This window comes from Streptomyces sp. CAI-85 (assembly GCF_013363615.1).
Taxonomy (GTDB): Bacteria; Actinomycetota; Actinomycetes; order Streptomycetales; family Streptomycetaceae; genus Streptomyces; species Streptomyces antibioticus_B.
The window spans coordinates 258967-265663 of record NZ_JAANNX010000006.1 but is presented as its reverse complement, the minus strand read 5'-3'; the positions used below and the strand labels follow the sequence as shown (position 1 = coordinate 265663).

7 protein-coding genes are annotated in these 6697 nt (G+C 72.5%); 3 read left to right on the top strand and 4 right to left on the bottom strand.

Features of this window, described 5'->3' with window-relative positions:
• Both G6W55_RS11580 and G6W55_RS11575 read right to left on the bottom strand, forming a co-directional pair.
• Positions 1–589: maltotransferase domain-containing protein (locus G6W55_RS11580; protein ID WP_175520714.1), on the bottom strand; the 589-nt coding region annotated here is incomplete at its 3' end.
• A gap of 161 nt (positions 590–750) precedes the next feature.
• On the bottom strand, positions 751–1020 hold the full coding sequence (locus G6W55_RS11575) for a DUF5133 domain-containing protein (RefSeq protein ID WP_030781356.1): 270 nt from the start codon (positions 1018–1020) through the stop codon (positions 751–753).
• Between the two features lie 228 nt (positions 1021–1248).
• Here G6W55_RS11575 and G6W55_RS11570 point away from each other — a divergent pair, with 228 nt between their 5' ends.
• Both G6W55_RS11570 and glgX read left to right on the top strand, forming a co-directional pair.
• On the top strand, positions 1249–1749 hold the full coding sequence (locus tag G6W55_RS11570) for a pep a2 (RefSeq protein WP_175520713.1): 501 nt from the start codon (positions 1249–1251) through the stop codon (positions 1747–1749).
• 26 nt (positions 1750–1775) lie between these two features.
• Positions 1776–3893 carry a glycogen debranching protein GlgX gene (gene glgX, locus G6W55_RS11565; RefSeq protein ID WP_175520732.1) on the top strand — a complete coding sequence of 706 codons (2118 nt, stop codon included), beginning with the start codon at positions 1776–1778 and terminating at the stop codon, positions 3891–3893.
• Positions 3894–3928: 35 nt separating this feature from the next.
• Here the strand turns inward: glgX and G6W55_RS11560 are convergent, their stop codons facing one another.
• Both G6W55_RS11560 and G6W55_RS11555 read right to left on the bottom strand, forming a co-directional pair.
• The gene (locus tag G6W55_RS11560; RefSeq protein WP_175520712.1) at positions 3929–4750 is read right to left on the bottom strand and encodes a VOC family protein; all 822 of its coding nucleotides are present in this window, start codon (positions 4748–4750) and stop codon (positions 3929–3931) included.
• Positions 4751–4971: 221 nt separating this feature from the next.
• Positions 4972–5763: an RNA polymerase sigma factor SigF gene (locus tag G6W55_RS11555; protein ID WP_175520711.1), complete on the bottom strand. Its 792-nt coding sequence runs from the start codon at positions 5761–5763 to the stop codon at positions 4972–4974.
• Between the two features lie 403 nt (positions 5764–6166).
• On the opposite strand from G6W55_RS11555, the gene G6W55_RS11550 reads away from it, so the two are divergent.
• Positions 6167–6682 (top strand): hypothetical protein, encoded by a 516-nt coding sequence (locus tag G6W55_RS11550; protein ID WP_078632128.1) that lies wholly within the window; start codon positions 6167–6169, stop codon positions 6680–6682.
• The last annotated feature ends 15 nt before the right edge of the window (positions 6683–6697 follow it).

Here is a 6697-nt window from a genome sequence, read left to right as displayed (position 1 = left end):
GTTCACGCTCCACCAGCAACGGCATCGGCGCCGACGCCGTGACCAGCTCCCGCAGCGGGTGGCGGGCCAGGACCGCGTCGACCTCCGGCGTCAGCACCGCCGCCAGCCGGGTCGCGACCGGCAGGGAGTCGTCGCCCAGGGTCCGCGCCGCCTTCAGGACCGTGGTGCGGGCCCGGCCCCTCGGGGCGCCGGCGGCCGCGCGCTCGTAGAGTTCCGCGCCCTCCTCCAGGACCGACCCCACGTCGATCCCCGCCGGGATCTTGACGGTCGCGTGCCGCCGCCAGGTGGTGACCGGATCGCTCCACGCCTCCACGGTGTACGTCCAGCGGCCGGGCGCGTCGGGCGTGACCTCCGCGCCCCAGCGGTCGGTGCCGGGGGCCAGTTCACGCATCGGAGTCCACGGGCCCCGGCGGCCCTTGGGGCCGCGCAGGACGACATTGGCGGCGACGGCGTCGTGCCCCTCACGGAACACGGTCGCCGTCACGTGGAACGTTTCCCCCGCGACGGCCTTGGCCGGGCGTCTGCCGCCCTCCACCGCGGGCCGCACCTCACGGACCGGGATCCGGCCGATGACAGGGGTCGCACTCATGGGTCTCACCTTCGTCGTGTTCCTCGCCCGGCCCGGGGCCCGGCCGGACCCGCGGTGCGTCACCGCGGGTCCGCCGGATCCTCCGCCCGGCTCGTCGTGTCGTCCGCCGGGCCTCGCCGCCCGGCTCCCGTCCCGGTACCGCTACCGGGACGGGGCGCCTTCTACCGCGCCACCGCCGGGGGCCGGACCGCCGGCCGGGGCCGGGCGTCCGGTTCCTGGAGGTAGGCGGCGAGAGTCGACCGCAGATAGCGTTCCGCCGCGTCGGCGGCCTCCCGGGCGCAGCGCTTTCCCATGAGCACGCACAGCGTGTAACCCGAGTCCTCGAAGGTGGCCCGCACCGCGCGGTCGGCGGGCGACGCGAGCATGACGCGCTCCCACGCCCGGTACCGCCGCAACTGCCGGGCGACCTCTGTCCTGGCCGGTAGCAGCATGACGCAGTTCACCTTCCGGGGCTCGATGAATGTTTCACTCATGGTGCACGCGCCGACACCCAGCGTCTTGTTGGATCTTCAACCACCCCGGAGTGCGCTCGTGTTGCACGAATGGACTAACGCCCGCACTGTGGGAGGTGACTCAGAAGCGATCAGCGCTCACCCTCCGTATTTTCGGCCCGTGGGGGCGTGCGGAGCGGGAGCCTCGCCGGTGAGGAGCGAACGACGATGAAGACCGCAGTCCCCTGCTACTACCACCTCGATGTGGAGGTCAGCCCCGAGCGGGTCGGCCAGGTCAGGCGCATCCTGGCCGCTCACCTGAAGTACTGGGAGCTGGAGACGCTCGTCGACCCGGTCTGCCGGGGCGCCGGGATGCTGCTCGAAGCCATCGACGAGCACGCCACCGACAAGTGCATCTCGATCGAGATGTGGTGGAACGGCCAGCACCTGATCACCGCCATCGGCGGCGACGACCGCGAACTGCGCCCGGACCCGGACCTGCGCGGCTGCCTGGAGCGCATCGCCGCGATGAGCGACGGCTGGGGCTGCTGCGCCACCCACACCGGCGGCAAGGTCATCTGGTTCTCGCAGCGGGCCCGCGCCGGCGAGCGGGTCCCGCTGGTCCCGACCGTGCCCGAACCGAGCCTGCGCGAGGTGCTTCAGGTGCCCCGGGCGGTGCCGGTGGCCGCGCTCGCGCGGGAGGACGGCATTCTGGAGGACGCCCGGTGACCTCACGGCCGTACCGGAAAGCAGGGGTGCCCGCGTGGAGCGGGCACCCCTGCCCGCTGGGTGCCGACTTCGACGGGAAGGGCACCAACTTCGCCCTGTTCAGCGAGGTCGCCGAACGGGTGGACCTGGTCCTCGTCGACGACGACGGCACCGCGAGCACCGTGCCGCTGACCGAGGTCGACGGCTTCGTCTGGCACGGGTATCTGCCCGGCGTCGGCCCCGGCCAGCGCTACGGATACCGGGTGCACGGACCGTGGGACCCGGCCGCGGGACACCGCTGCAACCCGGCGAAGCTGCTCCTCGACCCGTACGCGCGCGCCGTCGACGGACAGGTCGACAACCACCCCTCGCTCTTCGAACGCGCGGACGACGGCCCCGATCCGGCGGACAGCGCCGGGCACACCCTGCTCGGCGTGGTCACCGACCCGGCCTTCGACTGGGGCGACGACGCCCCGCCCCGGCGGCCGTACGCGGACACGGTCGTCTACGAGACCCATGTCCGCGGACTCACCCGCACCCACCCCGACGTCCCGCGCGCCCTGCGCGGCACCTACGCCGGGCTCGCCCACCCCGCGGTGACCGAGCACCTCACCTCGCTCGGCGTGACCGCGGTCGAACTGATGCCGGTGCACCAGTACGTGCAGGACGGCGTCCTCATGGACCGCGGCCTGTCCAACTACTGGGGCTACAACACCATCGGCTTCTTCGCGCCGCACAACGCCTATGCCGCGCACGGCAGCAGGGGCGGCCAGGTCACCGAGTTCAAGGCCATGGTGAAGGCCCTGCACGCGGCCGGCCTCGAAGTGATCCTCGACGTCGTCTACAACCACACCGCCGAGGGCAACGAGAAGGGCCCCACCCTCTCCTTCCGGGGCATCGACAACGCCGCCTACTACCGGCTGGTGGACGGCGACTGGTCCCACTACTACGACACCACCGGCACCGGCAACAGCCTGCTCATGCGGCACCCCTACGTCCTGCAACTGATCATGGACTCGCTGCGGTACTGGGTGACCGAGATGCATGTCGACGGCTTCCGCTTCGACCTCGCGGCCACGCTGGCCCGGCAGTTCCACGAGGTGGACCGGCTGTCGGCGTTCTTCGACCTGATCCAGCAGGACCCGGTGATCAGCCGCGTCAAGCTGATCGCCGAACCCTGGGACCTGGGCGAGGGCGGCTACCAGGTGGGCAACTTCCCCCAGCTCTGGTCGGAGTGGAACGGCCGCTACCGGGACGCCGTACGGGACTTCTGGCGGGCCGAGCCGCATTCGCTCGCCGAGTTCGCCTCCCGGCTGACCGGCTCCTCCGACCTGTACGCCCACAGCCGACGGCGGCCGCGCGCCAGCGTCAACTTCGTGACCGCGCACGACGGGTTCACCCTGCGCGACCTCGTCTCCTACAACGACAAGCACAACCAGGCCAACGGCGAGGGCGACCGGGACGGCGAGAGCCACAACCGGTCCTGGAACTGCGGTGTCGAGGGCGACACCGACGATCCTCGGATCCTCGCGCTCCGCGCCCGCCAGCAGCGCAACCTCCTCGCCACCCTGCTGCTCTCCCAGGGCATCCCGATGATCGGCCACGGCGACGAACTCGGCCGCAGCCAGCGCGGCAACAACAACGCCTACTGCCAGGACAACCCGGTCTCCTGGATCGACTGGCGGCTCACCGAGGAGCAGCGCGAGCTGACCGCGTTCTGCCGGCGGCTGCTCGCCCTGCGCGCCGCCCATCCGGTGCTGCGCAGGCGCCGGTTCTTCCTGGGCGAGACCGTGACCCACGCCGGGCAGCCGCTGCCCGACCTGGTCTGGCTGCTGCCGGACGCCCGCGAGATGCGGGCCCGGGACTGGCAGCGCTCCGACGCGCACAGCGTCGGGGTGTTCCTCAACGGCGACGCGATCGCCGAACCCGACTCCCGGGGCCGGCCCGTGATCGACGACTCGTTCCTGCTGCTGTTCAACAGCTACTGGGAGCCCGTCCCCTTCCGGCTGCCCGGGACCTCGTACGGGGAGCGCTGGACGGTGTGCGCCGACACGGCGGAGCCGGAGGGCGGCCGGGACGAGACCGAGTACAAGGCGGGCGCCGAGGTGACCGTGGAGGCACGCAGTCTGATCGTGCTGTCCCGGCCGCCCCGGCGCTCCGAGTGAGTTCCGGCATCTGAGGGGGGATTCAGAAGCGGGGCTCAGGGCTCCCGGCGTGAGGTGACCGTGAACTGGGCGCCGTCGGGATCCCTGAGCACCGCTTCGTCGTCGTCCTCGATCAGCACGCTCCCGCCGTGCTTCTCGGCCGAGCGTGCGCACGCCGCGACGTCCGCGACGGCGAAGTGGACCTGCCAGTGCGGGCGGATCGTGGGGTCGGGCGCCGCCTCCAGCGCGCCCGACACGATCCGGGCCACCGCGTCGCCCCGGCTGCGCAGCACGACCTCGCCGCCCTCGTAGTGCACCTCGCAGCAGCCCGGCCGGTCGGAGGCCCAGTCGAGGACCTCGCCGTAGAAGATCGCGGAGTCGAAGGCGTCCCGGGTGTGCAGCCGGATGAAGGCGGGCGCGTCCTGCCGCCACGCCTCCCAGTTGCCGATCAGCTCGCCCTCCCAGACGCCGAAGGTCGCGCCGTCCCGGTCGGCCAGCAGGGCGGCCCGGCCCGGGGGCAGCGAGATCGGCCCCACCGCCACGGTCCCGCCGCGCTCCCGGGTGCGGGAGGCGGCGACATCGGCGCTCGGCACGGCGAAGTACGGCGTCCAGGCCACCGCCATCTGCCACATCGCGGCGACCGCGGCGACCCCGGCCACCGGCACGTCACCGGCCAGGGCCGTGCGGAAGTGGGCCCCCAGGCCGCCCCGGCGCCAGGTCCAGCCCAGCACGGCCCCGTAGAACTCCTGGGTGGCGTCCAGATCGCGGCTGGTCAGGCTCACCCAGCAGGGCGAGCCGAACACGGAGCGCGTGGAGACGGAGCCTCGCGCGCCGGGGGCGGAGGGTACGCCGGGGGTGGATTCCGGGTGAGGGTTCATGGGTGCTCGCGTTCCTGGTCTCTCGGTCGGCGGCCGGGGCGTCCTCCCCAGTGTCCGGTCCCGACCGTGCCGGGCGCCTGCCGACGCACCCGGCGGCCCGGGGGACCGGTGACCCGAGTACCGCCCGGACCGGACGGCCAAACGGACCCGGTCCGGGAACCCGGACACGAGGCCGGCCGCACCGCCATCGGAGTGAGGCACGGCCGGGCCGGGGGCCGGGATCAGCCGGGATCGGCGGCGATCTCCTCGCGCAGCCGCCGGCAGCAGCCGCTGAGCAGCCGGGAGACATGCATCTGCGAGATGCCGAGCTGGTCGGCTATCCGGCTCTGGGTCATCCCCTGGAAGAAGCGCAGATAGAGGATGGTCCGCTCGCGCTCCGGCAGCTCCCGCAGCCGGGGTGCCACGGCCACCCGGTCCACGACGGTGTCGTAGCCGGGGTCGGGGTCGCCGAGGGCGTCGGTGAGGGCGTAGCCGTCGGTGCCGGGCATCTCCGCGTCCAGGGACAGCGCGGAGAAGCAGTCGAGGGCCTCCATGCCGGTGCGCACCTCGTCCTCGGTGAGCTGCGCGTGCGCGGCGATCTCGGCGACGGTCGGGGCCCGGCCGGACGTGGTCTGCGCGAGGTCCTTGCCCGCCTGCCGCACACGATTGCGCAGGTCCTGGACCCGGCGCGGGACGTGCAGCGTCCACATGTGGTCGCGGAAGTGCCGCTTGATCTCGCCGGTGATCGTCGGCACCGCGTACGCCTCGAAGACCCGGCCGCGGTCGGGATCGTAGTGGTCGACGGCCTTGACCAGGCCGAGGGCGGCGACCTGGTAGAGGTCCTCCAGGTTCTCGCCGCGGCCGCGGAAACGGACCGCGATCCGCTCGGCCATGGGGAGCCAGAGCCGGATCAGATCGTCCCGCAGCGCCCGGCGCTCGGGCCCGTCGGGCAGTCCGGCCAGCCGCGCGAAGGCCGCGGTGGTGTCCGGGGCGTCGTCGTGGGGGTGCTGCTTCGTACTGAGGGTGGTAGGCATGACGCGCGTCTTCCCGATGGGGGTGTGCCGGGGGTGGGCGGGCATCGTGGGACCGACACGTCGGGGCGGACCCGCGATGCGGGGTCCCACGGACGTGCCTCCGGTCCGAAGCACTCTGTCCGGATGCCCGGTATCGGGCGATCTAAAACAGATGACCGAATTATCTCTTCGGTGTGCGGTGCGCTCCGCCTCGGTGGGGCCCGCTCCCGCCGATCTTGGCCGGGGACGTGATGTGCGGCACGCCGTCCGCGGCCCCGCCGGGGCCGCTCGTGGAGTTCTTCCTGCGCACGGCTTGATCACCGATCAAAACGGGTGAACCCCCTGGCCACAGCGCATTCCGCTCATTTGACAGTGCGCTGAGCGCACGGATAGGAAGCAGCCGACAGAAGTCGAGAGGTGGACTGTGTACGAGCCGAACGTGGTCGGGGACTGGCACGAGTACGACGAGCATGCCGGTCTGCGGGTCCGCGTCCACCGTCTGGAGCAGCAGGAGCCGCCGCGGGGACGTGACGACGCGGCGGAGGGGCTGACGTACTTCTGTCTGCGGGTGACCGTCGAGAACCGGGGTGCCGGGCACTCCACCATCCATCTCGAGGACGGGCAGATCGACATCCGGATCGGCGCGGACGGCGAGAGCGCGTTCCTCGACTGGCGGAACTCGCAGTTCATCGAGGGCTTCGACGTCTATCCGCTGCGCCGCGCCACCGCCGTGCTCTTCGCCGCGGGGCCCGAGGCGGCGCTCGCGCAGGTCGACGTCCAGGTGCAGCTCCGTGTGGACGACGACTGGGCCGAGCGCCGGCTGTGGACGGGCGGCATCGGACTGCACGAGGGCGCCGTACCGGCAGGGCCGGGCCGGGAGAGCCTGGCCCGCGAGATCAGCAACTTCCTGCGGGACCAGGCCGAGGAGGGCACCGCCTGACAGGGCGGCCCCGGC

Bases quoted from the DNA above. Each gene is read 5' to 3' on its own strand.
- G6W55_RS11575 (WP_030781356.1), bottom strand. From the start codon at position 1,020: ATGCTGCTACCGGCCAGGACAGAGGTCGCCCGGCAGTTGCGGCGGTAC.
- G6W55_RS11570 (WP_175520713.1), top strand. From the start codon at position 1,249: ATGAAGACCGCAGTCCCCTGCTACTACCACCTCGATGTGGAGGTCAGC.
- G6W55_RS11560 (WP_175520712.1), bottom strand. From the start codon at position 4,750: ATGAACCCTCACCCGGAATCCACCCCCGGCGTACCCTCCGCCCCCGGC.
- G6W55_RS11555 (WP_175520711.1), bottom strand. From the start codon at position 5,763: ATGCCTACCACCCTCAGTACGAAGCAGCACCCCCACGACGACGCCCCG.